Annotated in this window: 30 protein-coding genes; 29 read left to right on the top strand and 1 reads right to left on the bottom strand. The window is 67.0% G+C overall.

All coding sequences use genetic code 11. The features are described from left to right. Positions 1 to 63 precede the first annotated feature (63 nt). From IM708_RS08060 to IM708_RS08030, 7 genes are all read left to right on the top strand, one after another. Entirely contained in the window at positions 64 to 2,901 is a 2,838-nt protein-coding gene (locus tag IM708_RS08060) for a ribonuclease E/G (protein ID WP_209425866.1), read from the top strand. A 126-nt stretch (positions 2,902 to 3,027) separates the two neighbouring features. Then, positions 3,028 to 3,780, top strand: a complete 753-nt coding sequence (locus IM708_RS08055; protein ID WP_209425865.1) for a cytochrome c biogenesis protein CcdA — start codon at positions 3,028 to 3,030, stop codon at positions 3,778 to 3,780. A gap of 195 nt (positions 3,781 to 3,975) precedes the next feature. Further along, complete coding sequence (locus IM708_RS08050; RefSeq protein WP_209425864.1) at positions 3,976 to 5,139, top strand: isovaleryl-CoA dehydrogenase; 1,164 nt, start codon at positions 3,976 to 3,978, stop codon at positions 5,137 to 5,139. Between the two features lie 4 nt (positions 5,140 to 5,143). Next, a complete protein-coding gene (locus IM708_RS08045) occupies positions 5,144 to 5,620 on the top strand; it encodes a lysozyme inhibitor LprI family protein (protein ID WP_209425862.1) in 477 nt (158 codons plus the stop codon). A gap of 57 nt (positions 5,621 to 5,677) precedes the next feature. After that, positions 5,678 to 7,282 carry a carboxyl transferase domain-containing protein gene (locus IM708_RS08040; protein WP_209425860.1) on the top strand — a complete coding sequence of 535 codons (1,605 nt, stop codon included), beginning with the start codon at positions 5,678 to 5,680 and terminating at the stop codon, positions 7,280 to 7,282. Positions 7,283 to 7,423: 141 nt separating this feature from the next. Further along, complete coding sequence (locus IM708_RS08035) at positions 7,424 to 7,993, top strand: thermonuclease family protein (RefSeq protein WP_209425859.1); 570 nt, start codon at positions 7,424 to 7,426, stop codon at positions 7,991 to 7,993. Positions 7,994 to 8,057: 64 nt separating this feature from the next. Continuing rightward, positions 8,058 to 8,459, top strand: coding sequence for an ASCH domain-containing protein (locus tag IM708_RS08030; protein ID WP_209425858.1), 402 nt, complete (start codon positions 8,058 to 8,060; stop codon positions 8,457 to 8,459). Between the two features lie 10 nt (positions 8,460 to 8,469). Here IM708_RS08030 and IM708_RS08025 read toward each other — a convergent pair whose 3' ends face one another. After that, positions 8,470 to 8,955 carry a hypothetical protein gene (locus tag IM708_RS08025; RefSeq protein ID WP_209425857.1) on the bottom strand — a complete coding sequence of 162 codons (486 nt, stop codon included), beginning with the start codon at positions 8,953 to 8,955 and terminating at the stop codon, positions 8,470 to 8,472. A 63-nt stretch (positions 8,956 to 9,018) separates the two neighbouring features. Here IM708_RS08025 and IM708_RS08020 point away from each other — a divergent pair, with 63 nt between their 5' ends. From IM708_RS08020 to nuoK, 22 genes are all read left to right on the top strand, one after another. Further along, a complete protein-coding gene (locus tag IM708_RS08020) occupies positions 9,019 to 9,525 on the top strand; it encodes an O-acetyl-ADP-ribose deacetylase (RefSeq protein WP_245243067.1) in 507 nt (168 codons plus the stop codon). Then, positions 9,525 to 11,465 (top strand): biotin carboxylase N-terminal domain-containing protein, encoded by a 1,941-nt coding sequence (locus IM708_RS08015; RefSeq protein ID WP_209425856.1) that lies wholly within the window; start codon positions 9,525 to 9,527, stop codon positions 11,463 to 11,465. The genes IM708_RS08020 and IM708_RS08015 overlap by 1 nt, the downstream gene beginning before the upstream one ends. After that, the gene (locus IM708_RS08010; RefSeq protein ID WP_245243066.1) at positions 11,462 to 12,124 is read left to right on the top strand and encodes a glutathione S-transferase family protein; all 663 of its coding nucleotides are present in this window, start codon (positions 11,462 to 11,464) and stop codon (positions 12,122 to 12,124) included. The genes IM708_RS08015 and IM708_RS08010 overlap by 4 nt, the downstream gene beginning before the upstream one ends. Continuing rightward, positions 12,117 to 12,974 (top strand): hydroxymethylglutaryl-CoA lyase, encoded by an 858-nt coding sequence (locus IM708_RS08005; protein WP_209425855.1) that lies wholly within the window; start codon positions 12,117 to 12,119, stop codon positions 12,972 to 12,974. Before IM708_RS08010 ends, IM708_RS08005 begins: the two co-directional genes overlap by 8 nt. Next, the gene (locus IM708_RS08000; RefSeq protein ID WP_209425854.1) at positions 12,971 to 13,756 is read left to right on the top strand and encodes a crotonase/enoyl-CoA hydratase family protein; all 786 of its coding nucleotides are present in this window, start codon (positions 12,971 to 12,973) and stop codon (positions 13,754 to 13,756) included. Before IM708_RS08005 ends, IM708_RS08000 begins: the two co-directional genes overlap by 4 nt. A 258-nt stretch (positions 13,757 to 14,014) precedes the next feature. Next, positions 14,015 to 14,380, top strand: a complete 366-nt coding sequence (locus IM708_RS07995; RefSeq protein ID WP_209425852.1) for an NADH-quinone oxidoreductase subunit A — start codon at positions 14,015 to 14,017, stop codon at positions 14,378 to 14,380. Continuing rightward, on the top strand, positions 14,371 to 14,904 hold the full coding sequence (locus IM708_RS07990) for an NADH-quinone oxidoreductase subunit B (protein ID WP_209425850.1): 534 nt from the start codon (positions 14,371 to 14,373) through the stop codon (positions 14,902 to 14,904). The genes IM708_RS07995 and IM708_RS07990 overlap by 10 nt, the downstream gene beginning before the upstream one ends. An 8-nt stretch (positions 14,905 to 14,912) precedes the next feature. Further along, on the top strand, positions 14,913 to 15,518 hold the full coding sequence (locus IM708_RS07985) for an NADH-quinone oxidoreductase subunit C (protein WP_209425849.1): 606 nt from the start codon (positions 14,913 to 14,915) through the stop codon (positions 15,516 to 15,518). Beyond that, positions 15,518 to 15,697, top strand: coding sequence for a hypothetical protein (locus tag IM708_RS07980; protein WP_209425847.1), 180 nt, complete (start codon positions 15,518 to 15,520; stop codon positions 15,695 to 15,697). Before IM708_RS07985 ends, IM708_RS07980 begins: the two co-directional genes overlap by 1 nt. Beyond that, positions 15,697 to 16,911: an NADH-quinone oxidoreductase subunit D gene (locus IM708_RS07975; protein WP_209425845.1), complete on the top strand. Its 1,215-nt coding sequence runs from the start codon at positions 15,697 to 15,699 to the stop codon at positions 16,909 to 16,911. The genes IM708_RS07980 and IM708_RS07975 overlap by 1 nt, the downstream gene beginning before the upstream one ends. Beyond that, positions 16,908 to 17,849, top strand: a complete 942-nt coding sequence (locus IM708_RS07970; RefSeq protein WP_209425844.1) for a hypothetical protein — start codon at positions 16,908 to 16,910, stop codon at positions 17,847 to 17,849. Before IM708_RS07975 ends, IM708_RS07970 begins: the two co-directional genes overlap by 4 nt. A 12-nt stretch (positions 17,850 to 17,861) precedes the next feature. Continuing rightward, positions 17,862 to 19,004 (top strand): NADH-quinone oxidoreductase subunit E, encoded by a 1,143-nt coding sequence (locus IM708_RS07965; protein WP_209425842.1) that lies wholly within the window; start codon positions 17,862 to 17,864, stop codon positions 19,002 to 19,004. 51 nt (positions 19,005 to 19,055) lie between these two features. Continuing rightward, positions 19,056 to 19,643 carry an NADH:ubiquinone oxidoreductase gene (locus IM708_RS07960; protein WP_209425841.1) on the top strand — a complete coding sequence of 196 codons (588 nt, stop codon included), beginning with the start codon at positions 19,056 to 19,058 and terminating at the stop codon, positions 19,641 to 19,643. Positions 19,644 to 19,654: 11 nt separating this feature from the next. Then, complete coding sequence (locus tag IM708_RS07955) at positions 19,655 to 19,879, top strand: DUF5337 domain-containing protein (RefSeq protein WP_209425839.1); 225 nt, start codon at positions 19,655 to 19,657, stop codon at positions 19,877 to 19,879. 9 nt (positions 19,880 to 19,888) lie between these two features. Further along, positions 19,889 to 21,184: an NADH-quinone oxidoreductase subunit NuoF gene (nuoF, locus tag IM708_RS07950; protein ID WP_209425837.1), complete on the top strand. Its 1,296-nt coding sequence runs from the start codon at positions 19,889 to 19,891 to the stop codon at positions 21,182 to 21,184. Positions 21,185 to 21,192: 8 nt separating this feature from the next. Further along, positions 21,193 to 21,645 carry a DUF5333 family protein gene (locus IM708_RS07945; protein ID WP_209425836.1) on the top strand — a complete coding sequence of 151 codons (453 nt, stop codon included), beginning with the start codon at positions 21,193 to 21,195 and terminating at the stop codon, positions 21,643 to 21,645. A 3-nt stretch (positions 21,646 to 21,648) separates the two neighbouring features. Beyond that, on the top strand, positions 21,649 to 23,658 hold the full coding sequence (nuoG, locus tag IM708_RS07940) for an NADH-quinone oxidoreductase subunit NuoG (protein ID WP_209425834.1): 2,010 nt from the start codon (positions 21,649 to 21,651) through the stop codon (positions 23,656 to 23,658). Between the two features lie 152 nt (positions 23,659 to 23,810). Then, positions 23,811 to 24,848, top strand: coding sequence for an NADH-quinone oxidoreductase subunit NuoH (nuoH, locus tag IM708_RS07935; RefSeq protein WP_209425832.1), 1,038 nt, complete (start codon positions 23,811 to 23,813; stop codon positions 24,846 to 24,848). 1 nt (position 24,849) lies between these two features. Further along, positions 24,850 to 25,344, top strand: a complete 495-nt coding sequence (nuoI, locus tag IM708_RS07930) for an NADH-quinone oxidoreductase subunit NuoI (RefSeq protein WP_209425830.1) — start codon at positions 24,850 to 24,852, stop codon at positions 25,342 to 25,344. A 6-nt stretch (positions 25,345 to 25,350) separates the two neighbouring features. Further along, positions 25,351 to 25,761: a carboxymuconolactone decarboxylase family protein gene (locus IM708_RS07925; protein ID WP_209425829.1), complete on the top strand. Its 411-nt coding sequence runs from the start codon at positions 25,351 to 25,353 to the stop codon at positions 25,759 to 25,761. After that, a complete protein-coding gene (locus IM708_RS07920; RefSeq protein ID WP_209425827.1) occupies positions 25,758 to 26,372 on the top strand; it encodes an NADH-quinone oxidoreductase subunit J in 615 nt (204 codons plus the stop codon). The genes IM708_RS07925 and IM708_RS07920 overlap by 4 nt, the downstream gene beginning before the upstream one ends. 104 nt (positions 26,373 to 26,476) lie before the next feature. After that, the gene (gene nuoK, locus IM708_RS07915) at positions 26,477 to 26,782 is read left to right on the top strand and encodes an NADH-quinone oxidoreductase subunit NuoK (protein WP_209425825.1); all 306 of its coding nucleotides are present in this window, start codon (positions 26,477 to 26,479) and stop codon (positions 26,780 to 26,782) included. Positions 26,783 to 26,785: the final 3 nt, after the last annotated feature.

The following is a 26,785-nucleotide window of genomic DNA, read 5'->3' as shown; positions in this document are numbered from 1 at the left end:
TGCCACGACCCTGCCTGGTGCTTCGCCGCCGGGACAGGGGGCTGTCGGGGCAAGCGAGTATCTATGGCCAAGAAAATGCTTATCGATGCCACCCATGCGGAGGAAACCCGCGTGGTCGTGGTCGACGGAAACAAGGTCGAGGAATTTGATTTCGAAACGGCGCATCGTCGCCAGTTAGCCGGCAACATCTATCTGGCGAAGGTCACGCGGGTCGAGCCCTCGTTGCAGGCGGCCTTTGTGGATTATGGCGGCAATCGGCACGGCTTCCTCGCCTTCGCCGAAATCCATCCGGATTACTATCAGATCCCGGTCGCCGACCGGAAGGCGCTTCTGGAAGAAGAGCGCGCCTATGCCCGCAGCCAGAACGACGACAATGGCAACGGTCGGCGCAAGCGGTCGGATCGGCGCAAGTCCGATGAAGCCGCGGGCGCGACCGACGCGGAGCAGCAGAGTGGAGAGGCCGAAACGCCGGTGTCGGCGGATGCGCCGGCCGTGGCGGAAGCCGTGCTCGACACCGCGTCGGTGAGTCAGCGCGACATCGGCGGCATGGACATCGTCGATCTGGATGCGGACGACGAGATCGAGGCCGCGCCGATCGCGCCCAACACGAACGGCGCGCGCGACGAGGAAGACGACGCCGAGCCCTACCGCGCCGCCGACCACGCCACGGAAATCGACGATCAGATCGAGTCCGTCGCCGACGAAGACGTCTCGGACGAGGTGCGCCCGGCCCGCCGGCAACGTCCGCGCCGCTACAAGATCCAGGAAGTGGTCAAGGTGCGCCAGATCATGCTGGTGCAGGTCGTCAAGGAGGAGCGCGGCAACAAGGGCGCGGCGCTGACCACCTACTTGAGCCTGGCCGGCCGCTACTGCGTGCTGATGCCCAACACCGCCCGTGGCGGTGGCATCAGCCGCAAGATCACCAACGCCGTCGACCGCAAGAAACTCAAGGACATCGCCGGCGAGATGGAGGTGCCCGAGGGCGCCGGGCTGATCATCCGCACCGCCGGGGCGAACCGCACCAGGGCCGAGATCAAGCGCGACTACGAATATCTGTTCCGGCTGTGGGAGCAAATCCGCGACCTGACGCTGAAATCCGTGGCGCCAGCGCCGATCTACGAGGAGGGCGACCTGATCAAGCGGTCGATTCGTGACCTCTATTCGCGCGAGATCGACGAGGTGCTGGTCGAGGGCGAGGCCGGCTACCGCGTGGCCAAGGACTTCATGAAGATGATCATGCCGTCCCACGCCAAGAACGTGAAGCTCTACGGTGAGACGCTGCCGCTCTTCGCGCGCTTTCAGGTCGAAAGCTACCTGGGCGCTATGTTCAACCCGACGGTGCAGCTGAAATCCGGTGGCTATATCGTCATCGGGGTGACCGAGGCGCTGGTGGCGATCGACATCAACTCGGGCAAGTCGACGCGCGAGGGGTCGATCGAGGACACGGCGCTGAAGACGAACCTGGAAGCCGCCGACGAGATCGCGCGGCAGTTGCGCTTGCGCGACCTGGCTGGGCTGATCGTCATCGACTTCATCGACATGGAGGAGCGCAAGAACAACGCCGCCGTCGAGAAGCGCCTGAAGGAAAAGCTGAAGAACGATCGCGCGCGCATCCAGGTCGGACGCATCTCGGGCTTCGGGCTGCTGGAGATGTCGCGCCAGCGGTTGCGCCCCGGCATGCTGGAGGCCACGACCCAACCCTGCCCGCATTGCCACGGCACCGGGCTGATCCGGTCGGACAACAGCCTGGCGCTGTCGATCCTGCGGGCGCTGGAGGAAGAGGGTACGCGGGCCAAGACGCGCGAAGCGCTGGTGCGTGCGCCGGTGGGCATCGTCAACTACCTGTTCAACGTCAAGCGCGAGCATCTGGCCCAGATCGAGGCGCGCTACGGCATGGCGATCCGGATCGAGGCCGATCCGTCGCTGGTCAGCCCGGATTTCGCGATCGAGAAGTTCAAGACCGCGACGCGCGTTGTGCAGGTGCCGGTAGCGCCGGTGGTCTCGCTCGACGCGCGAACCATGTCGGAAGTGGACGATATCGTCGACGACACGGATGTCGAGGAGGACGAAGCCGCGGCGACCGTCGAGCGCGCCGAGCCGGTGGGTGACACTGCCGGACAGTCGGACGAGGCAGGTGCGGCCGATGGCGGCCAGTCTGATGGCGGGCAGGCCGATGGTGGGCCGGGCGACGGAAGCCGGCGCAAGCGCCGCCGTCGCCGTCGGCGCCGCGGCGGCCAGGGCAACGAGGCTGCGGACGTGCAGTCAGGAGCCGGCGAGGCCGAACGCACGGACGGCAAGGATGTTGTGGCCGAGACCGAGGTCGAGCCGTCGCAGGCACCCGCTGCCGCCGTAGAGGCCGGGCGATCCGGCGCCGACCAGATCGCGGGCGAGGAACCCGCCGCGGTGGCCGAAGCGCCCGCCAAGCCTGTGCGCAAACGTCGTTCGCGCCGCAAGGTCGCCGAGGATGCCCCGGAGGCGTCGGAGGCGACCGCGCCGGAGGCCCCCGAAGACGTCGTGGCGACGACCGAGGCCGAAAAGCCCGCCCCGAAGCCGCGGACGCGGCGGAAGCGGACTCCCAAGCCGGCCCCGGTTGAAGCGGATACCGCTGTCGAGGCGGCAGGCGCAGCGTCCGAGGGAGTTATGCCGGCTACCGCGGAGTCCGCTTCGGCAGAGGATGGCCAGGCCGCGGTCGAACAGAAGCCGGAGGACCCAACACCGGCTGCCGATACTGACCAACCGGAGCCCGTTCAGTCCGAGCCGGAGGCAGACTCCGTGGCTCCTCCGTCCCCTGAGGCTGCGGAGGACGAGGAGAAGGCGCGGCAACCCGAACCCGTTGGTGCCGATGCGGGGTCCGAGCCGGCCAAGCCGAGGCGTCGCGGCTGGTGGTCGCTGGGGCGCTGACGCTGCAATCGCGACCCCGGCCCGACAGCCTGGGTCGTCATCTGCCGGGGATGTGACTCGCGCCCCCCGTGACCTTTCCCGTGCCGCAGGCTAACAGCCCTGAAGGCGGGCCAGGCGGAGCGATCCATGTTCGGCATAGACCTATTCGACGCGGCATTGCTGCCGGCGATGACAGTGGCGTTGGTCGCCGGCGTTCTGTCGTTCCTCAGCCCCTGCGTGCTGCCGATCGTGCCGCCCTACCTGGCCTACATGTCCGGCATCTCGATGCGCGAGTTGACCGACGAGGGGCAGGGGGCGCGCAAGGCGGTGGTCCCGGCGCTGTTCTTCGTCATGGGGTTGAGCACGGTCTTCATCTTCCTGGGGTTTACCGCCTCCTCGCTTGGCCGGCTGTTTCTGGAATACCGCGAGACCTTTGCGCAGATCGCCGGTTTCGTCGTGATCGTCCTGGGCCTGCATTTTCTGGGTCTTTTCCGGATCGGCCTTCTGCAGCGCGAGGCGCGGATCGATCCGGGCGACCAGGGGGGGTCGGCTTTTGGCGCCTATGTGCTGGGGCTGGCCTTCGCCTTTGGCTGGACGCCCTGCATCGGCCCGATCCTGGGCATGATCATCACCCTGGCCGCGACCGAGGATTCGGTCGCGCGCGGGACCGGACTGCTGGCGGTCTATGCGCTGGGACTGGGCCTGCCTTTCCTGCTGGCGGCGGTTTTCATCGGCCGCTCGATGGCGCTGATGGCGCGGATGCGTCCCTGGCTGGGCGTGATCGAAAAGACGATGGGCGCTCTTCTGGTCCTGGTCGGCGTGGCGTTGATTACCGGGGCGATGGCGGATTTCTCTTTCTGGCTTCTGGAGGCCTTTCCCGTGCTCGAGAGGCTGGGGTAGGGTCGACCCGGCTGCAGATGTCCTTTCCCCGGCGCTAGGGGCGTTTCAAGTTGAGCCGCCTCTGGCGGCACGACACGAGCCGTCGCCACGCGCCCAGCGCGCGGCGACGGCGGCGGGTCCCTTGCGTTTTCGTTTGACCGGGGAAGGCGAGGGCGGTATTTTATTGAACGGGTGTTCAAATAGAGGGAGGGGCGCGTGTTCACCGCATCTATGCGTTTCGAACTGGGCGACGATGTCCAGGCGCTTCAGGAAATGGTGCATCGCTGGGCGCAGGAGCGCGTCCGGCCGATGGCCGAGAAGATCGACCGGGACAACGTCTTTCCCGCCGAGCTTTGGCGAGAGATGGGCGAATTGGGCCTTCTGGGCATCACCGTCGAGGAGGAATACGGCGGCGCCGGCATGGGTTACCTGGCGCATGTCATCGCGGTCGAGGAAATCGCGCGGGCCTCGGCCTCGGTCAGCTTGTCCTATGGGGCGCATTCCAACCTCTGCGTCAATCAGATCCGGCTGAATGGCACGCCTGAGCAGCGCGCGAAATACCTGCCGAAACTGGTCACCGGCGAACATGTCGGCGCGCTGGCGATGTCGGAGGCGGGCGCGGGATCGGATGTCGTGGGCATGAAGCTGCGCGCCGAGAAGAAGAACGACCGCTATGTGCTGAACGGCACGAAATACTGGATCACCAACGGACCCGAAGCCGACACGCTGGTCGTCTATGCCAAGACCGATCCTGCAGCGGGATCGAAGGGGATCACCGCGTTCCTGATCGAGAAGGAGATGACGGGCTTCTCGACCAGTCCGCATTTCGACAAGCTGGGCATGCGCGGCTCCAACACCGGCGAGTTGATATTCGAGGATTGCGAGGTCCCCTTCGAGAATGTCCTGGGCGAGGAGGGACGCGGCGTTTCGGTGCTGATGTCGGGTCTCGACTACGAGCGCGTGGTGCTTTCGGGCATCGGGACCGGGATCATGGCGGCCTGCCTGGATGAAGTCATGCCCTACATGGTCGAGCGCAAGCAGTTCGGCCAGCCGATCGGGAATTTCCAGCTGATGCAGGGCAAGATCGCCGACATGTACACGGCGATGAACTCGGCCCGGGCCTATGTCTACACGGTGGCGCGGGCCTGCGATCGGGGCCAGGTCACGCGCCAGGATGCGGCGGCCTGCGTGCTCTATGCCAGCGAGGAGGGCATGAAGCAGGCGCATCAGGCCGTGCAGGCCCTCGGCGGTGCGGGCTTCCTGAACGACAGCGCCGTCAGCCGGATCTTCCGCGACGCGAAGCTGATGGAAATCGGCGCCGGCACGTCCGAGATCCGGCGTATGCTGGTCGGGCGCGAGTTGATGGCGTCGATGGGCTGAGAAGATGCGCGCGCTGGCCCTTCTCGTGCTGATGCTGGCCGGGCCGGCGAGCGCGGAGATACGCGACTTCGATCCCGCGCCGCTGGCAGCCTGTGTCGAGCGCGGCAATGCGGCGGGTTGTGCCGGAAGCGCAGCGCGGGCCTGCATGGACGCCAGCCCGGCCGGTCATACCACGCTCGGCATCAACGGCTGCCTGGATGCGGAACTGGGCTGGTGGGATGATCTGCTCAACACGCGCTACGGGCAGGCGATTGCCGCTGCGCGACGGCAGGACGCCGCGGCGCGGCAAGCGGGCCTGGACCAGCCGTCGGTCGAGGCTGCGTTGCGCGCGATGCAGCGGACGTGGATCGTCTTTCACGACGCGAGTTGCGACTACGCGGCGTTGCAGTGGTGGGGCGGGACCGGCGCCTCGGGCGCGTATCTGGGGTGCCGGCTGAACCTGACCGCAGAGCAGGCGTTGCGGTTGGGCGGGGCCGAGTGATGAGGCGATGCGCGGCGCGGGAAGCGCGCGGTGCGGCAGGCAGGAGGAGACGGAGCGATGAAGCTTGTATCGGCGGCGCTGACCGGTTCTGAGGAGTTTCGCGCCAATCGCGCCGCGCAGATCGAGGCGCTGGAGGTGGTCGCCGAAGCTGCCGTGCAGGCGGCCGCGGGTGGCGGCGAACGGGCGCGCGCGCGGCATCTGGAGCGGGGCAAGATGTTGCCGAGGGACCGGGTCGCGAACCTGCTGGACACCGGCTCGCCTTTCTTGGAAATTGGCGCGACGGCGGCACATGGGCTCTACGGCGGCGATGCGCCGGGCGCGGGGATCATCGCCGGGATCGGGCGGGTGCAGGGGCACGATGTGATGGTCCTGTGCAACGACGCCACGGTGAAGGGCGGGACCTATTACCCGCTGACGGTGAAAAAGCACCTGCGTGCACAGGAGATTGCCGAGCAAAACCATCTGCCCTGCGTCTATCTGGTCGATTCGGGTGGGGCGAACCTGCCCAACCAGGACGAGGTCTTTCCCGACCGCGACCATTTCGGGCGGATCTTCTACAACCAGGCGCAGATGAGCGCGAAGGGCATTCCGCAAATCGCCGTGGTGATGGGGTCGTGCACGGCCGGGGGCGCCTATGTGCCGGCGATGGCGGATGTTTCCATCATCGTGCGCGATCAGGGCACGATCTTCCTGGCGGGGCCGCCGCTGGTCAAGGCGGCGACCGGCGAGGTGGTCACCGCCGAGGATCTGGGCGGGGGCGACGTGCACACGCGGCTGTCGGGCGTGTCGGACTATCTGGCCGAGGACGACGCGCATGCGCTGGCGCTGGCGCGCCGCGCGGTGGGGCAGTTGAACCGCCGCAAGCCCGAGACCGTCGTCTGGCAAGCGCCCGAGCCGCCGGCCTATGACCCCGAGGAGATTCTGGGCGTTGTGCCCACCGATCTGCGCCGGCCCTACGATATCCGCGAGTTGATCGCCCGGGTCGTCGACGGGTCCTATTTCGACGAGTTCAAGCCGCGCTTCGGCGAAACGCTGGTCACCGGGTTCGCGCATGTGATGGGCTGCCCGGTGGGGATCGTGGCGAACAACGGGGTGCTCTTCTCGGAAAGCGCGATCAAGGGCGCGCATTTCGTGGAACTGTGCAGTCAGCGGCGTATCCCGCTGATATTCCTTCAGAACATCACCGGATTCATGGTCGGCAGGAAGTACGAGAACGAGGGCATCGCGCGCCATGGCGCGAAGATGGTGACTGCCGTCGCCTCGACCTCGGTGCCGAAGATCACGATGATCGTGGGGGGCTCGTTCGGGGCGGGGAACTACGGGATGGCGGGACGGGCCTACAGCCCGCGGTTCCTGTGGACTTGGCCCGCGTCGCGCGTGGCGGTGATGGGGGGCGAGCAGGCGGCCGGGGTGCTGGCGACGGTCCGGCGCGATGCGATGGAGCGCGCCGGGGAGAGCTGGTCGGTCGAGGACGAGGCGGAGTTCAAGCGGCCGACGCTGGAGAAGTTCGAGCGGCAGAGCCATCCGCTCTACGGGTCGGCCCGGCTGTGGGACGACGGGATCGTGGATCCGCGGCGGACGCGCGAAGTGCTGTTTCTGTCGCTGTCGGCGGCACTCAATACGCCCATCCCCGAGACGCGCTTCGGCGTCTTCAGGATGTAAGAATGTCCGTATGTGTCATGCATGGATCACGCCCATACCGCGTCCCTGCGTCGCGACGGCTTGCCGGTCGGTGCGCGCAACGGTCGGTGGGTGCGGGTGGGGTTCACCCTCTGACCATCTTTTGCCGAGAGGGTCGGGGAGATGAAGCATCTTGCCGCCTATCTGACCCGCGCGGGCCGTGGCTGGTCAAGGCCGCATGCGGTCTGGCGGCGCCGCAAACCGCGTCGCTGGCCGCGACGGACGCGCCCGGGGCGCTATGGCCGGCGCGGGCGGTTCGGGCTGTGGAGCAAGGTGGCGACGGTGGCGCTGCTGGCGCTTGCCGGGTTGCCGCAGGTGGCGGATGCGATTTCGGGCTGGCGAACGGCGCCGAGCGCGGGGTGCCGGGTGGTGTCGGTCATCGATGGCGACACGGTGAGCCTGTGGTGCCCCGGTACGGGGACCGAGCGCGCGCGGCTGGTCGGGTTCGATGCGCCCGAGCTGTTCAGCCCGCAATGCCCGACCGAAGCGGCGAAGGCGCTGGCCGCGACCTGGGCGTTGCGCAAGGCGCTGTGGACCGCGGACGAGGTCACGGTTCGCCGGCTGGGGACCGACCGCTACGGGCGGGCGCTGGTCGATCTGCGCGCCGATGCCGTGCCGGTCGGGCGGGGCCTGATCGCTGCGGGGCTGGCGCGGCCCTACGACGGGGGACGGCGCGCCGGTTGGTGCGGCTGAGCAGCCGCGTGTGGCCGGAGGCGCGCCTTGGCGCGGGCGAGACGTGGTGACGCTGGCGGAGGCCATGGCGCGCTATCCTGGCGCGCGCAGCTTCACTTTCGCCGAGCCGGCCGAGTTGAACGCGCGCCTGCTGGCGCTGGTGCGATCGGGTCGCAAACGCGCGACCTGCATGCCGGTGGCGGATCTTGCGATGGGTGAGGCCGAACCCCTGGTCGGCCAACGCGACATCGCCCTCGAAGCGAATGGCGATGCAGCGCTGGTCATCGAGACGCTGGCGGTGGTGCGGGTGCGGTTCGACGAGGTGACCGAGGAGATGGCGCTGCGCGAGGGCGAGAACGCGGACCTGGCGGGCTGGCGGGCCGATCACCAGTGGTATTTCGAGCGGCGCGGCACCTTCAGCCCGACGATGGAACTGATCTTCGAGGATTTTCGCGTCGTCGAGGATTTCGCGGCGAAGGGGGGCTGAGATGACAGGTTCAGAACCGCGACGCGCGCGTTTGCCAGTCCGCCCAGGTTTCGTCGCGCCCCGGAAAGGCGCAGGACAGCGGCAGGGCGGCGATCAGGGCGCGGAAGGCCGCGCCGAGCGGCGTGTCGAGCGCCTCGTGCCCTGTACGCGCCCACCAGAAGGCCATCGCGTCGGCCCCCACGCGGTCGGCGGGGTAGAGATAGGCGCAGCCCAGGGTCAGCCGGTCGCCGGGGTCGCGCACCGTCCAGGCAAAGCTGTGCCCGGCGGTGTGTTCGCGTTCGTGCCAGCCAAGGTCGACACGATTTTCGCGCAGCGTCAGCCCGTCGGGCCAGGGATCGTGCGGGTCCATCGCGCCGCGCAGCCGGTCGGTCGAGGCGACGACGGCGGCGAAGTCATCCTCGGCATCGGTCAGGCGCAGGGGGCGGGCGATGAAGCCGGGCCCCGCGAAGCTGTCGGGCGGCCGGGTGCCATGGGGCAGGAGGGGGCGTTTGTACATCGCCCTGATCTGCTACGATGGGGCGGCCGGGGCAAGCCCGGTGTCGAACCAGGGGAGGAGGACATGGATCTGCCGATGAAGGTCGTCACCGCCGACATCACCACGCTGAAGGTCGATGCCATCGTCAACGCCGCCAACGAGTCGCTGCTGGGCGGCGGCGGGGTCGACGGGGCGATCCACCGCGCCGCGGGACCGGGGCTGCTGGAGGAATGCCGCGCGCTGGGCGGCTGTCCGACGGGCAAGGTGCGCGTCACGGGCGGGCACGACCTGCCGGCGCGCTGGGTGATCCATACCGTCGGGCCGGTCTGGAAGGGCGGCGATGCCGGCGAGGCGGAGTTGCTGGCGTCCTGCTACCGCCGCAGCGTCGGGGTGGCGCGCGAACTGGGCGCCGGGTCGATGGCGTTCCCGGCGATCTCGACCGGGGTCTACGGCTATCCGCCCGAGGATGCCGCGCGGGTCGCGGTGACCACCGTCGCCGGGATGCTGAAGGACGATCCGCGCCCCGAGGTCATCTTCTGCTGTTTTTCCGAGGAAAGTGCCGCAAATCACCGCGCGGCGATGGAGGGCTGATGTTCGCGAAGATCCTGATCGCCAACCGGGGCGAGATCGCCTGCCGGGTCATCCGAACCGCGCGCGCGATGGGCGTGGGCACCGTCGCCGTCTATTCCGAGGCCGACGCAAGTGCGCTGCATGTCGAGATGGCCGATGCGGCGGTCGCCATCGGCGGGCCGGCGCCGAAGGACAGCTACCTGAAGGGCGCGGCGATCATCGATGCGGCGCTGGCCACGGGCGCGCAGGCGATCCATCCGGGCTACGGGTTCCTTTCCGAGAACCCCGATTTCGTCGAGGCGGTGGAGGCCGCGGGGTTGACCTTCATCGGCCCCTCGGCCAGCGCCATCCGGGCAATGGGGCTGAAGGACGCCGCCAAGAAGCTGATGGAGGAGGCCGGCGTGCCGGTGGTGCCGGGCTATCACGGCACCAACCAGGACCCCGAGCATCTGGCCGGCGCGGCCGATGCCATCGGCTATCCGGTGCTGATCAAGGCCGTCGCCGGCGGTGGCGGCAAGGGGATGCGGCGCGTGGAACGCCCGGCCGACTTCCTGGAGGCGCTGGAAAGCGCCAGGGGCGAGGCGGCGACGGCGTTCGGCAACGATGCCGTGCTGATCGAGAAATGGATCGAGAAGCCGCGCCATATCGAGGTGCAGGTCTTCGGTGACGGCGCGCGCGCGCTGCATCTGTTCGAGCGCGACTGCTCGCTCCAGCGGCGTCACCAGAAGGTGATCGAGGAGGCGCCGGCACCGGGCATGACCGAGGAGGTGCGCGCCGCGATGGGCGCGGCCGCCGTGCGCGCGGCCGAGGCGATCGGCTATCGCGGGGCGGGGACCGTGGAGTTCATCGTCGACGGCTCGCGCGGGCTGAGGACCGACGGGTTCTGGTTCATGGAGATGAACACGCGGCTGCAGGTCGAGCATCCGGTGACCGAGGCGATTACCGGCGTCGACCTGGTCGAATGGCAGCTGCGCGTTGCCGCCGGCGAGGCGCTGCCCTGCAGCCAGGCCGACCTGGCGATCCGGGGCCATGCCTTCGAGGCGCGGCTTTACGCCGAGGATGTGCCAGCGGGCTTCCTGCCGGCGACCGGGCGGCTGGATCAACTGGCCTTTCCCGAGGGGGCGCGCGTCGATACCGGCGTGCGGCCGGGCGACGCGATCAGCCCCTGGTACGACCCGATGATTGCCAAGGTGGTGACGCAGGGGCCGACGCGGGCGGTGGCACTGGCGCGGCTGCGCGCGGCGCTGGCCGGGACCGAGGTGGCGGGATCGGTCACCAACCTCGATTTCCTGAGCGCGCTGGCGGCGCACGAAGGGTTCAACGCGGGCGAAGTGGATACCGGGCTGATCGGTCGCGACCTGGAAACGCTGGTCGCCGAGCCCGAGGTCGGCGCGCAGGTGCTGGCGCTGGCCGCGCTGGCGGCGCAGGGGTTCGACGCGGCGCCGGGGCCGCTGAGCGGCTTCGCGCTCTGGTCGCCGCTGTGGCAGACGGTGGTGTTGCAGCGCGGCGAGGAGGTTCACCCGGTGGCCGTGGCGCGGCGGACCGACGGCGCGTTCGGCATCCGGCTGGCGGGGCAGGAGATGCGGGCCGAGTGGCGTGGCGGGCGCTGGTGGATCGACGGGCAGGCCGCGCCGGGGCGCGCGGTGCGGCGGGCGGGGCGCGTGACGGTTTTCGGCGCGCCGACGGTCGGGTTCACCCTGCCCGATCCGCTGGCGGTGGAGGCCTCGGCGGGCGCCGGGGCGGGCGTCGTCACGGCGCCGATGCCGGGGCTGGTCAAGGCCGTCTTCGTGAAACCGGGCGCGGCGGTGGAAAAGGGCGCGCGACTGGCGGTGCTGGAGGCGATGAAGATGGAACACACGCTGGCCGCGGGCCGCGCTGGCGTGGTGGCCGAGATCCTGGCCGCGGCGGGAAGCCAGGTCGAGGCCGGCGCACCGCTGATCCGGCTGGAGGAGGAGCATTGAGCGCGCCGGTGATCCTCTATCACGCCCCACAATCGCGGTCCTTCCGGATCCTCTGGTTTTTGCACGAAGCCGGGATCGCCCACGAGGTCCGCTACCGCAGTTTCGGCGGCAAGGCGCTGCGCGATCCGGGCTTCCTGGCGATCTCGCCCGCGGGGCGGGTGCCGGCGGTCGAGCTTGACGGAACGACGTTGGTCGAGTCGGGTGCGATCCTGGAATACCTGGCCGAAACGCGCGCACCGGAGCTGGCCCGCGCGCCGGGGCACCCCGAACGGGCGGCGTATCTGGAAGCGCTGCACCACGGCGAGACGATCGCGCAGCACCTGGCGGTGCTGACCTTCCAGCACATCGTCCTGCGCCCCGCGGCGCGCAGCCCGGCACTGGCGCGGCTGGAAGCCCTGCGCTTGCAGCGCGTGTTGGAAGGGGTGGCCGGCCGGCTGGGGACGCGCGACTGGCTGCTGGCGGGGGGCTTCACCGCCGCCGACGTGATGATCGGCGCATCGCTGGAGATCGCGCGGCGTTTCGTGCGGCTGGACGGCATCCCGGCGCTGGCGGACTATCACGCGCGGCTGGTGGCGCGGCCGGGCTTTGTCGCGGCGCAGGCAGCGGACGGGGCGGCGGAGCTCTATCTGCAGGACTTCTACGAGGTGCCCGATGGGTGACAAGGTCGAGATTTTCGAGGTCGGACCCCGCGACGGTTTGCAGAACGAGAAGCGGATGATCCCGACGGCGGAGAAGGTCGCGCTGGTCGACCTGTTGTCGCGCGCGGGGTTCCGGCGGATCGAGGTGGCGAGTTTCGTCAGCCCGAAGTGGGTTCCGCAGATGGCGGATTCGGCGAAGGTTCTGGCAGGTATCGTCCGGGCGCCGGGCGTGCGCTACGCGGCGTTGACCCCCAACATGCGCGGCTACGAGGGCGCGCGGGCGGCGCGGGCGGATGAGGTTGCGGTCTTCGCCTCGGCCTCGGAAGGGTTTTCGAGGGCCAACCTGAATTGCACCGTCGCCGAGTCGATTGACCGTTTCCGCCCGATCCTGGAGGCCGCGAAGGCCGACGGGATGCCGGTGCGCGGTTATATTTCCTGCGTGACGGATTGCCCCTTCGACGGGCCGACGCCGCCCGCCGCCGTCGCCCGGCTGGCCGAAACGCTGCTGGAACTGGGCTGCTACGAGATCAGCCTGGGCGACACCGTCGGCCGCGGCGTGCCGGAGAGCATCATCAGGATGCTGCGCGCGGTGCTGGCGGTGGCGCCGGCCGACCGGCTGGCGGGGCACTACCACGACACCGGCGGGCGGGCCTGCGACAATATCGAGGCGTCGCTGGACCTGGGCCTGCGGGTCTTCGACGCCGCGGTAGGCGGGCTTGGCGGTTGCCCCTTTGCGCCCGGCGCGCAGGGTAATGTCGCCACCGAGGCCGCGGTCGACCGGATCGAGCGTCTGGGATATGACACGGGTCTGGATCGCGCGGTCATCGAGGCGGCCGCGGCACGGGCACGGGAAATGAGGCGGATCGAATGAGCTACGAGACCATCCTGATCGAGCGCGATGACCGCGGCGTGGCGCGCATGGTGCTGAACCGGCCCGAAAAGCACAACGCGATGTCGGCCCGCATGATCGTCGAGTTGCGCGAGGCGGCGGCGGAACTGGCGGCCGACGACCGCGTGCGTGCAGTGGTGCTGACCGGCGCCGGCGAAAGCTTCTGCGCGGGCGGCGATCTGGCCTGGATGCAGGCGCAGATGGCCGCGGATGCGGCGACGCGCGGCGATGAGGCCGGCAAGCTGGCCGCGGCGCTTGGCGCGCTCAATCGACTTCCGAAGCCGCTGATCGGTCGCGTGCAGGGCCAGGCCTTTGGCGGTGGCATGGGGCTGATTTCGGTCTGCGATGTCGCGATCGGCGTGACCGGCGCGAAGCTGGGGTTCACCGAGACACGGCTGGGGCTGATTCCGGCGACGATCGGACCCTATGTGCTGGCGCGCATGGGCGAGGCGATGGCGCGGCGAGTGTTCATGTCGGCGCGTCTTTTCGACGCGGAAGAAGGCGTGCGGCTGGGCCTTCTGGCCCGCGCGGTGGGGCCGGACGAACTGGACGCGGCGATCGAGGCCGAGGTCAGGCCGTATCTGTCCTGCGCGCCCGGCGCGGTGGCGTCGGCCAAGGCGCTGGCGCAGCGGCTTGGGGGGCGGATCGGGGCGGATGACGTGGATCATTCCATCGCGCAACTGGTCGAGCGCTGGGAAAGCGACGAGGCGCACGAAGGGATTGAAGCCTTCTTCGCGCGACGCAAACCGTCCTGGCAGCACTGAGGCGCGACTGGCCGGGATTTTTCCGCGGCCCGATGAATCGTTGCGGGCAGGGGTGGTGAGCGCCCTCTGCAGGTTCTGCTGCATTGCGGCGCCGAGGGCTGCCGCGGGCGCACGCGCGCCTGCAATGTGATGAATTTCCGCATTTCTGCCGCAGCGCTCTGCCGCGCCTTCGGTTGACCCGCCCCGACCGCGAGAGTAAGTGAAGGACAGCCCGAGACGCGCACGACACGAGCGCGACGATTGCCAGAGGAGCCAGCGGTGGACGACCTTCTGCGAAACTACCTGCCGATCATCATCTTCCTCTTCATAGCGCTTGGACTGGGGCTGGTGTTGCTGCTGTCGGCCATCATCATCGCCGTGCGCAACCCGGACCCCGAGAAGGTTTCGATCTACGAATGCGGGTTCAACGCCTTTGACGACTCCAGAATGAAGTTCGATGTGCGTTTCTATCTGGTCGCGATCCTGTTCATCATCTTCGACCTTGAGATCGCCTTCCTGTTCCCCTGGGCTGTGGCGTTCGGCGAGATGAGCATGACGGCCTTCTGGTCGATGATGGTGTTCCTGGTGGTGCTGACCGTGGGCTTTGCCTACGAGTGGAAGAAGGGAGCCCTGGAATGGGAGTGATGACGGGTGCGAACACGGCCGGGGCGGACCACGAACACGCCGCCGTTGCGCTGAATTCCGAGCTGCAGGACAAGGGTTTCCTGCTGACGACCACGGCCGACATCATCAACTGGGCGCGCAACGGGTCGCTGCACTGGATGACCTTCGGCCTGGCCTGCTGCGCGGTCGAGATGATGCACACATCTATGCCGCGCTACGATCTGGAGCGTTTCGGCACCGCGCCGCGCGCCAGCCCGCGCCAGTCGGACCTGATGATCGTGGCCGGGACGCTGACCAACAAGATGGCCCCGGCGCTGCGCAAGGTCTACGACCAGATGCCCGAGCCGCGCTACGTCATCTCCATGGGCAGTTGTGCCAACGGCGGCGGATACTACCATTATAGCTATTCGGTGGTGCGCGGTTGCGACCGCATCGTGCCCGTGGACATCTACGTGCCGGGCTGCCCGCCGACGGCCGAGGCGCTGCTGTACGGGATACTGCAGCTGCAGCGCAAGATCCGCCGCACCGGCACCCTGATCCGCTGAGAGGTTCCATGTCCGACGCTTTGCACGAACTCGGGGACTACATCCGCAACCGACAGTCCGACGCGGTCAGTGGCGCGACCATCGCGAATGGCGAGTTGACGCTGGAAGTGGCGGTGAACGCGCTGCCGGGGCTGGTCCAGTTCCTGAAGATGGACGAGACCTGCCGTTTCTCGACGCTGATCGACATCACCGCCATCGACTGGACGGCGCGCAAAGCGCGGTTCGACGTGGTATACCATTTCCTGTCGATGTACCGGAACCAGCGCATCCGCCTGAAGGCCGCCGTGCGCGAAGAGACGATGGTGCCGTCGATCACTGGCGTGCATCCTTCGGCCAACTGGTTCGAGCGCGAGGTGTTCGACATGTTCGGTATCCTGTTCAGCGGCCATCCGGATCTGCGGCGCCTGTTGACCGACTACGGGTTCCGGGGCCATCCGCTGCGCAAGGATTTTCCGACCACCGGCTACACCGAAGTGCGGTATGACGAGGCGCTGAAGCGCGTGGTCTACGAGCCCGTGAAGCTGACGCAGGAATACCGGCAGTTCGATTTCATGTCGCCCTGGGAAGGTGCGGACTACATCCTGCCGGGTGACGAGAAGCAGGAGGCGCGCTGATGGAGTTCCTGGTTTTCATCGTCATGGCGGCGCTGGTGATCCTGCCGCTCTTCCGGTTGCTGCCGGCTTTCGGGATCAATCCCTACTGGGCGCTGGTCGCGGTCTTCCCGCTGGCGATCGTCGTGCTTCTGTGGGTCATGGCCGGGCGTCTGGATCACCTGCGCGGAGGAGCTTCGTGATGGACGGCAAGTTCGGCGACGCCCAGACGGGCGAGCAGAAGATCCGCAACTTCAACATCAACTTCGGCCCGCAACATCCTGCGGCGCATGGAGTCCTTCGCCTTGTGCTCGAGCTGGACGGCGAGATCGTGGAGCGTTGCGACCCGCATATCGGGCTGCTGCATCGCGGCACCGAAAAGCTGATGGAAAGCCGCACCTACCTGCAGAACCTGCCCTATTTCGACCGGCTCGACTACGTCGCGCCGATGAACCAGGAGCATGCCTGGTGCCTGGCGATCGAGAAGCTAACGGGAACGCCGGTGCCGCGTCGGGCGAGCCTGATACGCGTCCTTTTCTCAGAGATCGGGCGCGTGCTGAACCATCTGCTGAACGTCACAACCCAGGCGATGGACGTGGGCGCGCTGACGCCGCCGCTCTGGGGGTTTGAAGAGCGCGAGAAACTGATGGTCTTCTACGAGCGCGCCTGTGGGGCGCGGCTGCATGCGGCGTATTTTCGCCCCGGCGGCGTGCATCAGGATCTGCCGCCGGCGCTGATCGACGATATCGAGGAATGGGCGCACGAATTCCCCAAGGTCCTCGACGACATCGACGGGTTGCTGACCGAGAATCGCATCTTCAAGCAGCGCAACGCCGATATCGGCATCGTCTCCGAGCAGGAGATTCTGGACTGGGCGTATTCCGGCGTGATGGTCCGCGGCTCGGGCCTGGCCTGGGATCTGCGCCGCGCGCAGCCCTACGAGTGCTACGACGAGTTCGACTTCAAGATCCCCATCGGCAAGAACGGCGATTGCTACGACCGGTACCTGTGCCGGATGGGTGAAATGCGCGAGTCGACCTCGATCATTCTGCAGGCGATCGGCAAGTTGCGCGCGCCGGACGGGCAGGGCGACATCCTGGCCCGCGGCAAGATCACGCCGCCCAGTCGCCGCGAAATGAAGACCTCGATGGAAGCGCTGATCCATCACTTCAAGCTTTACACCGAGGGTTTTCATGTGCCCGCCGGCGAGGTCTATGCCGCGGTCGAGGCCCCGAAGGGCGAGTTCGGCGTCTACCTTGTGGCCGACGGGACCAACCGTCCGTATCGCGCCAAGATCCGCGCGCCAGGGTATCTGCACCTGCAGTCGATGGACCATGTCGCCAAGGGCCACATGCTGGCCGACGTGGCCGCGATCATCGGCACCATGGACGTCGTCTTCGGAGAGATCGACCGGTGAGACAGGCGGCGCCCCTTCTTCTGGCGATGGGTCTGTCCGCGCCCGCCGCGGCGGACACGCCCGAGAAGGCCGCGGCCTTTCTGGGCGCGATGCGCGACGCGGGGTGCGACCTGTCGCTTGAGGGCGCCGACAATGCGGCCGAAGCGCTGGGGATCGAGATCGCCGAGTTGGACGACATCCTGGATTTGCTCTACCTCGGCGGGCAGCTGACAATCGACGAAGAGGACCACCTGACCCTGATGCCGTCCCTTTGCGCGACTGACGGATCGGGCGACGCGGCACTATTCGCCCGGCTTCAGGAGGAGATCGATCTCGACGCGCACGCGGCGGAATGGCTGGGCATGGATGCGCTGTCAGCGGGCATATTGCCGCCGGCGCGCGCGGCTAGGGTTGTCGCGGCGATCCGCGCAAACGATTGCGCAGTCACGCGAGAAGAGGCCGAAGTGGTGATGACCGCGGCAGAGATCGCGCCGGCCGAGTCCTATGCGGCGACGGCGGCATTCTTCGAGGCTGGGCACCTCTACCTCGATGCGGGACCCGATGCCTTTCGCCTGACCGATGCGGTCTGCGCGGCGGACCCTGCGGGCGATGCCGCGCTTTACGATGCGGCGATCGCACAACTGACCGACGACGATGCGCCCGCCGATGCCGATGCGATGCTCGCCGAACGTTTCGGGCCGGATGGCGTGCGCGCGGTGCTGGAATTTCTGGCCGATACCAGCGACTGCGTTCTGGACACCTCGGACCGGGTGGACACGGTAGACTCCGTCGTGGCCTTCATGTCGCTGAACATGACCGGCGTCTACAACCTGCCGCCCGACTTCTCGCCTGCGGGCGAGGCCGATCTGCGCGCCACGATCGCGCAGATGCTCGACGCCCCCGGTCCGGCCTTCGTGACCGCGCCCGGACAACTGACCCTGATCGACTGTACCCCCTGACCGGAAGATGTGATGCTGCGCCGCCTGCACCCCGACCAACCCGAAAGCTTCGCCTTCACGCCCGCCAATCAGGAATGGGCGCAGGGGCAGATCAGCAAGTATCCCGAAGGCCGTCAGGCCAGCGCCATCATTCCGTTGCTCTGGCGCGCGCAGGAACAGGAAGGCTGGCTGTCGCGCCCGGCGATCGAGCAGGTCGCCGACATGCTGGCGATGCCCTACATCCGCGCGCTCGAGGTGGCGACCTTTTATTTCATGTTCCAGTTGCAGCCGGTGGGCAGTCTGGCCCATGTGCAGGTCTGCGGCACAACGAGTTGCATGATCTGCGGGGCCGAGGATCTGATCGCCGTCTGCCGCGAGAAGATCGCGCCCAAGGCGCACCAGTTGTCCGACGATGGCCGCTTCAGCTGGGAAGAGGTCGAGTGCCTGGGCGCTTGCGCCAATGCCCCGATGGTGCAGATCGGAAAGGATTACTACGAGGATCTGACGTCCGAGAAATTCGCCGAAATCCTGGATGAGCTGGCCGCCGGCCGGGTGCCCATGCCAGGTCCGCAGAACGGGCGCTTTTCCTCCGAACCGGCGGAGGAGCAGACCAGCCTTGCGGGCAAGAAGACCGAGAAGCATAACGCGTCAATCGCCCTCGCACTGGATCTGGGCGATACGATCAAGCGGATCGACGGCACCGAAGTCCCCATCCTGACCCCCTGGCTGGGCGAGAAGGCAAAGGGGCGCGCGAGGGACACCGAGCCGTCGAAGAAGAAGGAACCTAAGCCCGCCAACGGCCTGCCCGTCGACGAGACCGGCACCACGGTGCAGGAAGCGCCGGCGAAGGAGCGCGGCAAGCCGAAGACGGAACCCGCCGCCCCGCCGGTCGAGGCCCCCGGCACGCCGCCTCCCACGCTGGAAGGGCCGCGCAAGGGCAAGGCGGACGATCTGAAGCAGATCAAGGGCATCGGGCCGAAGCTGGAAGAACTGCTGAACGGCATGGGATTCTTCCACCACGACCAGATCGCCGCCTGGAGCGAGGACGAGATCGCCTGGGTCGATGTGCAACTCGAAGGTTTCAAGGGACGTCCCACCCGTGATGACTGGGTGGGACAGGCAAGCAAGCTCGCCGAGCAGAGCGGGTCGGGAAAGGGAAAGGCTGCGAAGGACTGACTCCATCACAATTCGCCCGAAGGCCGGGCCTGACCGAAAGGGAGACGACCGATGACTGAACGCGAGCCGATCAATTCGCCGCTGCTGGCGGGCTGGACCATAGCCACCGGCATGGCGGTAGTGGCCTTTGGTGTTTCCTTTGTGGTCATCGGCCTGGGTGCGAACGGGTCTGTGGCGGTGGCCGCCGTGCTGTGGCTGGTCGTGGGCCTGATCCTGGGGCTGCCCCGCCGGGATCTGCCGCCGCCCGTGTCAGGTGCCAGCGTCGCGAAGCGCTCGCCGGCGCAGGCTACCCCTGTGACCGCGCCGGCGCCCTCGGCCACCGCGCCCGCACGCGCGAGCGTCGCGGATGCACCGGCGTCCTCGGCCATGACCGGAACGCGGCCCGCCCCGCTGCCCGGCCCGCGCGGCGATGCCGCGGATGACCTGCAGAAGATCAAGGGCATCGGTCCGGCGCTGGAGACCTTGCTGCACGAAAAGGGGATCTATCATTTCGACCAGATCGCCGCCTGGACCGAGGCCGAGATCGCCTGGGTCGACGAGTCGCTTGAGGGGTTCAAGGGCCGCGCCACCCGCGATGCCTGGGTGGCGCAGGCGCGTGTTCTGGCCGCCGGGGGCGACCCCGAAACCGTGACCGGCTGAAGGCGACGCGCGTGAGCCAGCGAAGCGATCAGGAACGGCAACATGCCCGGCAGGTCCGTCAGGTGGCCGCGGTCCTTGTGGTGACGATGCTTGTCTGGATGGGGCTGAGTTGGGCCGGGGGGTTCTACGGCTGGGAACCCCGGTTCGCCTTTCTGATCGATTTCCTGGCGCTCGCGGCCTTTGCCTGGGCGCTGATTGTAACCTTCCGTCTCTGGCGGGAACGTCGGAACAACTGAGGACAGCACATGCTGAAGGACCAGGACCGCATCTTTACCAACCTATACGGGATGCAGGACCGTTCGCTGAAGGGCGCGAGGGCCCGCGGGGCCTGGGACGGTACCGCCGATCTCATCGCCAAGGGCCGCGATTGGATCGTGAGCGAGATGAAGACCTCGGGCCTGCGCGGGCGTGGGGGGGCCGGCTTCCCGACCGGGTTGAAATGGTCCTTCATGCCGAAGGAAAGCGACGGACGGCCCGCCTATCTGGTGGTCAATGCCGACGAGTCCGAGCCGGGCACCTGCAAGGACCGTGAAATCATGCGCCACGATCCGCACACGCTGATCGAGGGGTGCCTGATCGCCAGTTTTGCGATGAACGCGCATGCCTGCTACATCTATATCCGCGGCGAATACATCCGCGAGCGTGAAGCGCTGCAGGCCGCCATCGACGAGGCCTATGATGCGGGGCTTCTGGGCAAGAACGCGGCGAAGTCCGGCTGGGATTTCTACCTTTACCTGCACCACGGGGCGGGCGCCTATATCTGCGGCGAGGAAACCGCGCTTCTGGAAAGCCTGGAGGGCCGCAAGGGCATGCCCCGGATGAAGCCGCCGTTCCCGGCGGGCGCGGGGCTTTACGGTTGCCCGACGACGGTCAACAACGTCGAGTCCATCGCCGTGGTGCCGACCATCCTGCGCCGGGGCGGCGCATGGTTCGCGGGATTCGGGCGGCCGAACAACGCCGGCACGAAGATCTTCGCGATTTCCGGGCATGTAAATCGCCCCTGCGTGGTCGAAGAAGCCATGTCGATCACCTTCGAGGAGTTGATCGACACGCATTGCGGCGGCATTCGCGGCGGCTGGGACAACCTGAAGGCGGTGATCCCGGGCGGATCCTCGGTTCCCTGCATCCGCGGCGAGCATATGCGCGAGGCGATCATGGATTTCGACTACCTGCGCGATCAGAAATCGGGGCTGGGAACGGCCGCGGTGATCGTGATGGACAAGTCGACCGACATCATCAAGGCGATCTGGCGGCTCTCGAAGTTCTACAAGCACGAAAGCTGCGGACAGTGCACGCCCTGCCGTGAAGGCACCGGCTGGATGATGCGGGTCATGGACAGACTGGTGCGCGGCGAGGCCGGGCTGGAAGAGATCGACATGCTGTGGGATGTGTCCAAGCAGGTCGAAGGACACACGATCTGCGCCCTCGGCGATGCTGCGGCCTGGCCGATCCAGGGCCTGATCCGCAACTTCCGCGACGAGATCGAGGACCGGATCCGCGCGCAGATGAAAGGCCGGACACCGGCCATGGCGGCAGAATGAGGCGGAGCATGCAGTTTCTAGCACACACACGGGTTGCGGTCCTGGCGCTTGCGCTGGCGGTTCCCGCCGGCGCGATGGCCGCGGCGGAGCCGCGCCAGATGGGCCAGGCCGAGGTCAACGAGACCCTGCGCAACGATCCCCAGATCTATAACGGCCTCTATCTGGCCGCCACCGTGGCCGAGATCGTCAGACGCTGCGAAAGCCTGGCGGGCCCGGGACGACTGGCACGGACCACTTACTTCCTCGGGCTCTACAATCAGGCCCGGCGTCTGGGCTTCACCCGCGCACAGATCGAGGGGTTCGTCGAGGACGAGGACGAGCGGGAGCGCCTGAGCACGCGAGTGCGGGCCTATGTGGAATCGAAGGGCGCACGGATGGACGATCCGGCATCGATCTGCGCACTGGGCCGGGCCGAAATGGCGGCGGGCACGCCGGTTGGCCGGCGACTGAGCGAAAGGTAAATCATGAGCGAGCTTCGCAAGATCATCATCGATGACCGCGAGATCGAGGTCCCGCCGGCGATGACGCTGATTCAGGCCTGCGAACAGGCCGGCATCGAGATCCCGCGCTTCTGCTACCACGAGCGGCTGTCCATCGCCGGGAACTGCCGGATGTGCCTGGTCGAGGTTGTCGGCGGCCCGCCGAAGCCCGCGGCAAGCTGCGCGATGCAGGTAAAGGACCTGCGTCCGGGGCCCGAGGGGCAACCGCCGGTCGTCAGGACCAACTCTGCGATGGTCAAGAAGGCGCGCGAGGGGGTGATGGAGTTCCTGCTCATCAATCATCCGCTGGACTGCCCGATCTGCGACCAGGGCGGCGAATGCGACCTGCAGGACCAGGCGATGGCCTATGGCGTCGATTTCAGCCGCTACCGCGAGCCGAAGCGCGCCAACCTTGACCTTGACCTCGGCCCGCTGGTCGAGACCCACATGACGCGCTGCATCAGTTGCACCCGCTGCGTGCGTTTCACCAGCGAAGTGGCCGGCGTGTTCGACATGGGGCAGACCGGCCGCGGCGAGGATGCCGAGATCACGACCTATCTGGGCAAGCTGATCGACTCGAACATGCAGGGTAACATTATCGACCTTTGCCCGGTCGGGGCACTGGTGTCGAAACCCTATGCGTTCACCGCGCGGCCATGGGAATTGACCAAGTCCGAGTCGATCGACGTCATGGATGCGCTGGGGTCCTCCATTCGCGTCGATACCAAGGGCCGCGAGGTCATGCGCATCCTGCCGCGCAACCATGATGGCGTGAACGAGGAATGGATTTCCGACAAGACGCGGTTCGTCTGGGACGGGTTGCGGCGGCAACGGCTGGACCGGCCCTATATCCGCCGCGACGGCAAGCTCAAACCCGCGACATGGCCAGAGGCGCTGAAGGCGGCAGCCGAGGCGATGAAGGGCCGCAAGCTGGCCGGTCTGATCGGCGATCTGGCGCCGGTGGAAGCTGCCTTTGCGCTCAAGCAACTGATCGAGGGGCAGGATGGCCGTGTCGAATGCCGCGTCGACGGATCGAAACTGCCCGCCGGGAACCGGTCCGCCTATGTCGGCACCGCGGCGATCGAGGATATCGACCATGCGCGCACGATTTGGCTGATCGGGACCAACCCGCGGGACGAGGCGCCGGTGCTGAATGCCCGCATCCGAAAGGCCTGGCTTGCCGGCGCGCAGGTCAACCGCCTCGGGCGCGAGGCGGATCTGACCTACGACGTGACCGAATGCGGCACCGACCGCGCGGCGCTGCTGAAGGCGGTCAAGGGCGCAAAGCCGGCGGAAGAAGCCGTGGTGATCGTGGGGCAGGGCGCGCTGATGGGGCAGGACGGCGACGCGGTCCTGGCCCAGGCCATGGCGTTGACCGAGGCACTTGGCGGGCGCATGCTGGTCTTGCACACCGCCGCCAGCCGTGTCGGGGCGATGGATGCCGGCTGCGTGACCGAGGGCGGCATGAACGCCGCGCTGAACGAGGCCGAGGTGGTCTTCAACCTCGGCATGGACGAAGCCGACATTCCCGATGGTCCCTTCGTGATCTATCAGGGCAGCCATGGCGATCGCGGCGCGCACCGTGCCGATATCATCCTGCCGGCCGCCGCCTATACCGAGGAGAACGCGATCTTCGTCAACACCGAGGGACGGCCGCAACTGGCCCTGCGCGGCAATGCGCCCCCGGGGCAGGCGAAAGAGAACTGGGCGATCCTGCGCGCGCTTTCCGCGGAACTGGACGCGGTGCTGCCCTTCGACAATCTGCCCGCACTTCGCGCGAAACTCGTCGAAGCGGTGCCGCATCTTGAGGCCATCGACGAGGTGGCCGAGAATGACTGGCAGCCACTGAAGGCCGGCGCGCCCGGCAAGGGTGATTTCACCTATGCCATCGCGGACCACTATCTGACCAATCCGATTGCGCGGGCGTCGATCCTGATGGCGCAGTTGTCGGCGATGGCACAGGGCCGGGGCGGTACACAGCTGGCGGCGGAATAGGCGATGATGGGGAACGACGGCATCGGCGCGGCAAAACTTTCCGCACGGGGTAGAAACCGCTGCCGGGATACGGTTAAGAGCGGGGGCGCGTCAGGCGGCCCGGCTATCGGGCGGAGCAAGCCGCGCCCCGGACGGTCTGAGGATTGAGGCAGATGGCAGATTTTCTTGATACCGGTCTGGGCATCACGATGCTGATCGTGGCGCAGTCGATGCTGCTGCTCGGCTTCGTCATGATCAGCCTGCTGTTCCTGGTCTATGGCGACCGCAAGGTCTGGGCGGCGGTGCAGATGCGGCGCGGGCCCAATGTCGTCGGTCCCTGGGGATTGCTGCAATCGGTGGCCGACGCGCTGAAATATGTCGTCAAGGAAGTCGTGATCCCGGCCGGCGTCGACCGCCCGGTCTATTTCCTGGCGCCGATGCTCAGCTTCGTCCTGGCCGTCCTTGCCTGGTCGGTGATCCCGTTCAACGACGGCTGGGTGCTGGCGGATATCAACGTGGCCATCCTGTTCGTTCTCGCCATCGCCTCGCTGGAGGTCTACGGCGTGATCATGGGCGGATGGGCGTCGAATTCGAAATACGCCTTCCTCGGCAGCCTGCGCAGCGCGGCGCAGATGATCAGCTACGAGGTCTCGCTGGGCCTGATCATCATCGGCGTCATCATCTCGACCGGGTCGATGAATTTTGGCGCCATCGTCGCGGCGCAGCAGGGCGATTGGGGGCTTTTCAACTGGTACTGGCTGCCGCATCTGCCGATGGTGGTGCTGTTCTTCGTGTCGTGCCTGGCCGAGACCAACCGCCCCCCCTTCGACCTGCCGGAAGCGGAATCCGAACTGGTTGCGGGTTTCATGGTCGAATACTCCTCGACCGCCTACCTTCTGTTCATGGCCGGGGAATACATCGCCATCTTCCTGATGTGCGCCCTGATCAGCCTCCTGTTCTTCGGTGGCTGGCTGTCCCCTGTGCCGTTCCTGCCGGACGGGCCGTGGTGGATGGTCGCGAAGATGGCCTTCTTCTTCTTCATGTTCGCGATGGTGAAGGCCGTGGTGCCGCGCTACCGCTACGATCAGCTGATGCGGATCGGCTGGAAGGTCTTTCTGCCGCTGTCGCTGGCATGGGTGGTGATCGTGGCGTTCTTCGCGAAGTTCGAACTGTTCGGCGGGGCCTATGCTCGCTGGGTGATTGGAGGCTGACATGACCACGATGGACTGGACGCGCGCCACCAAATATTTCCTAATGATGGATTTCATCAAGGGTTTCGGGTTGGGCTTTCGCTACTTCTTCGCCCCTAAGGCGACATTGAACTACCCGCACGAGAAGGGACCGCTTTCGCCGCGATTCCGGGGCGAACACGCGCTGCGTCGCTATCCCAACGGCGAGGAGCGCTGCATCGCCTGCAAGCTTTGCGAGGCGATCTGCCCGGCGCAGGCGATCACCATCGATGCCGAACCGCGGGAGGACGGCAGCCGCCGGACCACGCGCTACGACATCGACATGACGAAATGCATCTACTGCGGCTTTTGCCAGGAGGCCTGCCCGGTCGATGCCATCGTCGAGGGGCCGAACTTCGAATTCGCCACCGAAACGCGCGAGGAACTGTTCTACGACAAGGACCGCCTTCTGGCCAACGGCGACCGCTGGGAGGCCGAGATCGCGCGCAACCTCGAAATCGACGCGCCCTACAGGTAGAACCCCATGAACGAACCCTTCGCGCAGATGTTCCGGCAGATGATGGAAAGCAGCCAGCAGATGCTGCGCGCGTTCAATCCGGCAATGGAAAAGCAGACCTTCGCCTCCTTCGACAAGGGCTTTCCGACGATGCCTGCGGACATGATGGAGATGTGGTTCGGCCGCACCTTCAACCGCGAGGGGCTGGACGCGAAGACCCGTTTGCTGGTCACCCTGGGCGCGCTGACCGTTCTGGGCGCGCAGGCCGAGCCGCAATTGCGCCTGACCGTGCGCCACGCCCGCGAGGCCGGGGCGACCGAGCGCGAGATTGCCGAGGTGATCTGGCAGATGAGCATGTTCGGAGGACTGCCCGCCATGCAGAAGGCACTTGAGATCGCGCAAAGCGTCTTTGCCGAGATGAAGGAGACAGACGAATGAGCGTCGCCGACTTTGCCTTCTACGCCTTCGCGATCGTGGTCATCGGCGCAGGCTTCCTGGTGGTGATCGCGCGCAACCCGGTGCATTCGGTGCTCTGGCTGATCCTCGCCTTCCTGTCCTCGGCCGGGCTCTTCGTGCTCCTTGGCGCCGAGTTCATTGCGATGCTGCTGATCATCGTCTACGTGGGCGCCGTTGCGGTGTTGTTCCTGTTCGTCGTGATGATGCTCGACGTCGACTTCGCGGCGCTGAAGGCGGGGATGGCGCGCTATTTCCCGCTCGCGTCGCTGATCGGGCTGGTCATCCTGATGCAGCTGGCGCTCCTCTTCGGGTCGTGGGTCGAGGCGGACGGCGCGCTGGGTCTGCGCCAGGCGGTCACCCCCGACATACGCGAGGTGCATAACACGAAGGCGCTGGGGATGATCATCTACGACCAGTATTTTCTGGCGTTCCAGCTGTCCGGTCTGATCCTGCTGGTCGCCATGATCGGCGCCATCGTCCTGACGCTGCGCAAGCGCGTCAACGTCAAGCGCCAGGACGTTCTGGCGCAGATGTACCGTGACCCGGCGAAGGCGATGGAACTGAAGGACGTGAAGCCGGGGCAGGGGCTGTGACCGATACCCTCGGCTGGCTGGTCACTAGGGGGGCGGCAAGGCTCGGTTGATCGCGCGCTGGTCGAACAAGAATAACTAGGGCCTGAAGGCCCGGAGGGACGCGAATGGTGGGATTGGAACATTACCTGACGGTAGCGGCGACGCTGTTCGTCATCGGGATCTTCGGCATCTTCCTGAACCGGAAGAACGTGATCGTCATCCTGATGTCGATCGAGCTGATCCTGCTTTCGGTCAACATCAACCTCGTGGCGTTCTCCAGTCACCTGGGGGATTTGGTGGGTCAGGTCTTCACCATGTTCGTCCTGACCGTCGCCGCCGCCGAGGCCGCGATCGGCCTTGCGATCCTTGTCTGCTTCTTCCGCAACCGCGGCACGATTGATGTCGAAGACGTCAACGTCATGAAAGGCTGAGTT

Source organism: Pararhodobacter sp. SW119, assembly GCF_017811755.1.
Taxonomy (GTDB): Bacteria; Pseudomonadota; Alphaproteobacteria; order Rhodobacterales; family Rhodobacteraceae; genus Pararhodobacter.
The sequence above is the reverse complement of the archived record's forward strand: the minus strand, read 5'-3'. Positions and strand labels throughout refer to the sequence as shown.

Excerpts from the sequence above, each read along its gene's own strand:
- IM708_RS07975 (WP_209425845.1), top strand. The coding sequence starts at position 15,697 with ATGGACGGCAAGTTCGGCGACGCCCAGACGGGCGAGCAGAAGATCCGC.
- IM708_RS08020 (WP_245243067.1), top strand. The coding sequence starts at position 9,019 with ATGGATCTGCCGATGAAGGTCGTCACCGCCGACATCACCACGCTGAAG.
- IM708_RS07945 (WP_209425836.1), top strand. The coding sequence starts at position 21,193 with ATGCAGTTTCTAGCACACACACGGGTTGCGGTCCTGGCGCTTGCGCTG.
- nuoK (WP_209425825.1), top strand. The coding sequence starts at position 26,477 with ATGGTGGGATTGGAACATTACCTGACGGTAGCGGCGACGCTGTTCGTC.
- IM708_RS07920 (WP_209425827.1), top strand. The coding sequence starts at position 25,758 with ATGAGCGTCGCCGACTTTGCCTTCTACGCCTTCGCGATCGTGGTCATC.
- IM708_RS08005 (WP_209425855.1), top strand. The coding sequence starts at position 12,117 with ATGGGTGACAAGGTCGAGATTTTCGAGGTCGGACCCCGCGACGGTTTG.
- IM708_RS08055 (WP_209425865.1), top strand. The coding sequence starts at position 3,028 with ATGTTCGGCATAGACCTATTCGACGCGGCATTGCTGCCGGCGATGACA.
- IM708_RS07925 (WP_209425829.1), top strand. The coding sequence starts at position 25,351 with ATGAACGAACCCTTCGCGCAGATGTTCCGGCAGATGATGGAAAGCAGC.
- IM708_RS08040 (WP_209425860.1), top strand. The coding sequence starts at position 5,678 with ATGAAGCTTGTATCGGCGGCGCTGACCGGTTCTGAGGAGTTTCGCGCC.
- IM708_RS07965 (WP_209425842.1), top strand. The coding sequence starts at position 17,862 with ATGCTGCGCCGCCTGCACCCCGACCAACCCGAAAGCTTCGCCTTCACG.
- nuoF (WP_209425837.1), top strand. The coding sequence starts at position 19,889 with ATGCTGAAGGACCAGGACCGCATCTTTACCAACCTATACGGGATGCAG.
- IM708_RS07980 (WP_209425847.1), top strand. The coding sequence starts at position 15,518 with ATGGAGTTCCTGGTTTTCATCGTCATGGCGGCGCTGGTGATCCTGCCG.
- IM708_RS08015 (WP_209425856.1), top strand. The coding sequence starts at position 9,525 with ATGTTCGCGAAGATCCTGATCGCCAACCGGGGCGAGATCGCCTGCCGG.
- IM708_RS07990 (WP_209425850.1), top strand. The coding sequence starts at position 14,371 with ATGGGAGTGATGACGGGTGCGAACACGGCCGGGGCGGACCACGAACAC.
- nuoG (WP_209425834.1), top strand. The coding sequence starts at position 21,649 with ATGAGCGAGCTTCGCAAGATCATCATCGATGACCGCGAGATCGAGGTC.
- nuoH (WP_209425832.1), top strand. The coding sequence starts at position 23,811 with ATGGCAGATTTTCTTGATACCGGTCTGGGCATCACGATGCTGATCGTG.
- IM708_RS08045 (WP_209425862.1), top strand. The coding sequence starts at position 5,144 with ATGCGCGCGCTGGCCCTTCTCGTGCTGATGCTGGCCGGGCCGGCGAGC.
- IM708_RS08030 (WP_209425858.1), top strand. The coding sequence starts at position 8,058 with ATGGCGCGCTATCCTGGCGCGCGCAGCTTCACTTTCGCCGAGCCGGCC.
- IM708_RS07960 (WP_209425841.1), top strand. The coding sequence starts at position 19,056 with ATGACTGAACGCGAGCCGATCAATTCGCCGCTGCTGGCGGGCTGGACC.
- nuoI (WP_209425830.1), top strand. The coding sequence starts at position 24,850 with ATGACCACGATGGACTGGACGCGCGCCACCAAATATTTCCTAATGATG.
- IM708_RS08035 (WP_209425859.1), top strand. The coding sequence starts at position 7,424 with ATGAAGCATCTTGCCGCCTATCTGACCCGCGCGGGCCGTGGCTGGTCA.
- IM708_RS08025 (WP_209425857.1), bottom strand. The coding sequence starts at position 8,955 with ATGTACAAACGCCCCCTCCTGCCCCATGGCACCCGGCCGCCCGACAGC.
- IM708_RS08000 (WP_209425854.1), top strand. The coding sequence starts at position 12,971 with ATGAGCTACGAGACCATCCTGATCGAGCGCGATGACCGCGGCGTGGCG.
- IM708_RS08060 (WP_209425866.1), top strand. The coding sequence starts at position 64 with ATGGCCAAGAAAATGCTTATCGATGCCACCCATGCGGAGGAAACCCGC.
- IM708_RS07985 (WP_209425849.1), top strand. The coding sequence starts at position 14,913 with ATGTCCGACGCTTTGCACGAACTCGGGGACTACATCCGCAACCGACAG.